The organism is Methylophaga sp., assembly GCF_030651745.1.
The window spans coordinates 1-2,388 of sequence record NZ_JAUSCC010000070.1; the positions used below are offsets into that span (position 1 = coordinate 1).

2 protein-coding genes are annotated in these 2,388 nt (G+C 46.6%); both read left to right on the top strand.

Annotation, left to right across the window (positions count from 1 at the left end; all coding sequences use genetic code 11):
* Position 1 precedes the first annotated feature (1 nt).
* Entirely contained in the window at positions 2–1,513 is a 1,512-nt protein-coding gene (atpA, locus tag Q7V21_RS08235) for a F0F1 ATP synthase subunit alpha (RefSeq protein WP_304916826.1), read from the top strand.
* 14 nt (positions 1,514–1,527) lie between these two features.
* Positions 1,528–2,388 (top strand): F0F1 ATP synthase subunit gamma (atpG, locus tag Q7V21_RS08240; RefSeq protein ID WP_304916827.1); only part of this gene is annotated, 861 nt, incomplete at its 3' end.

Genomic DNA, 2,388 nt, shown 5'->3' on the forward strand with positions numbered 1-2,388 from the left:
CCTGATTAAAAAGCGAATTGAAAGCTTTGACGGGGCTACTGAAGCACGAACAGAAGGCACCGTAGTCGGTGTAACCGATGGTATCGTGCGTATTCATGGTCTTGCCGATGTCATGTCCGGGGAAATGCTTGAGTTTCCAGGCAACACTTTCGGTATGGCCCTTAACTTGGAACGTGACTCAGTCGGTGCCGTTGTATTAGGTGCTTACCAACACATTTCAGAAGGCGATAAAGTCAAATGTACTGGCCGCATTCTGGAAGTACCAGTAGGTGAAGGTCTGCTGGGACGTGTTGTTGACTCATTGGGTAAACCAATTGATGGTAAAGGTGATATTCAAGCCAGTGGCACTTCTCCAATTGAGAAAGTTGCACCAGGCGTTATCGCTCGTAAATCAGTCGACCAACCATTGCAAACTGGTCTGAAATCAATCGATGCGATGATTCCAGTAGGTCGTGGTCAGCGTGAGTTGATTATCGGTGACCGTCAAACAGGTAAAACCGCTATCGCTGTTGATGCCATCATCAACCAAAAAGGTACAGGCGTTAAATGTATCTATGTCGCGATTGGTCAAAAAGCCTCTTCTATCGCGAACGTCGTTCGTAAACTGGAAGAACACGATGCCTTGGGTCACACCATCATCGTTGCGGCTTCTGCTTCTGATTCAGCTGCTTTGCAATTTATTGCGCCTTACGCGGGTTGCTCAATGGGCGAATACTTCCGTGACAAAGGTGAAGATGCGCTGATCATTTATGACGATTTAACCAAGCAAGCCTGGGCTTACCGTCAAGTATCATTATTATTGCGTCGTCCGCCAGGTCGTGAAGCTTACCCTGGTGACGTTTTCTATCTTCACTCTCGTTTGCTGGAACGTGCAGCACGTGTAAACGAAGATTACGTAGAAAAATTCACTAACGGTGAAGTGAAAGGCAAAACCGGTTCATTGACTGCGTTGCCAATCATCGAAACCCAAGCTGGTGACGTATCTGCTTTCGTACCAACCAACGTAATTTCGATTACCGATGGTCAGATCTTCCTGGAAACAGACTTGTTTAACGCCGGTATCCGTCCTGCGATTAACGCTGGTCTGTCAGTATCACGTGTTGGTGGTGCTGCTCAAACCAAGATCATCAAGAAATTGGGTGGTGGTGTACGTCTTGACTTGGCTCAGTACCGTGAATTGGCAGCATTTGCCCAGTTTGCTTCTGACCTTGACGAAGCAACCCGCGCACAAATCAGCCGTGGTCAACGTGTAACCGAGTTGATGAAGCAAAAACAATATCAACCATTGTCGATTGCTGAAATGGCGATTTCATTGTTCTCAGCCAACGAAGGCTTCCTGGATGATGTTGACGTTAGCAAAGTCGGTTCATTTGAAGCGTCATTGTTGTCAACCATGCGTTCACAGCATGCTGATCTGATGAACACCATCAACACCACTGGTAATTTTGATGACGATATCGCTGGCCAAATGCGCAGCGCGATTGAAAAATTCAAAGCCAACGGCAGCTGGTAAGCGAGGCATAACTCATGGCTAGCGGTAAAGAGATACGCACACAGATAGCAAGCATTAAAAGCACGCAGAAGATCACCTCTGCGATGGAAATGGTGGCTGCCAGTAAAATGCGTAAAGCTCAAGAACGCATGGCGGCAACCCGTCCTTATGCTGACAAGATTTTGAATGTTATTCAGCATTTGGCGCATGCCAACCCGGAATACAAACATTTGTATTTGCAAGATCGTCAGGAAACGCAACGTGTTGGTTATATCATCGTTTCTTCCGATCGTGGTTTATGTGGTGGTTTGAACAACAACCTGTTCAAAGAAGTGCTGCATGAAATAAAAGCAAAATCTGATGCCGGGCTGCAAGTCGACATCTGTGCAATCGGGCAAAAAGCCTCGGCGTTTTTTAGCCGCTTGCCAGTCAACATGGTTGCCCAAGTCACGCAATTAGGCGACGCGCCACGTGTGCATGAACTGATTGGTTCAATCAAGGTGATGCTGGATGCTTTCGAATCTGGTCATATCGATAGTTTGTACCTCGTATATAACCAGTTTGTGAACACCATGACGCAGGAAGACAAGTTTATTCGATTGTTACCTGTAAGCTCAGTAGAACCAAGCAAGGATCTGTTGGCACATTGGGATTACATTTACGAGCCAGATGCCAAAGAAGTATTGGATGATTTGCTGGTACGTTACATCGAGTCAGTGGTTTATCAAGGTGTTGTTGAAAACATTGCTTCTGAACAAGCATCACGCATGATTGCGATGAAAAATGCGTCTGACAATGCCGGCGATCTTATTGATGACCTGCAACTGGTTTACAACAAAGCTCGCCAGGCTGCGATTACACAGGAAATCTCTGAGATTGTTGCGGGTGCCGCTGCG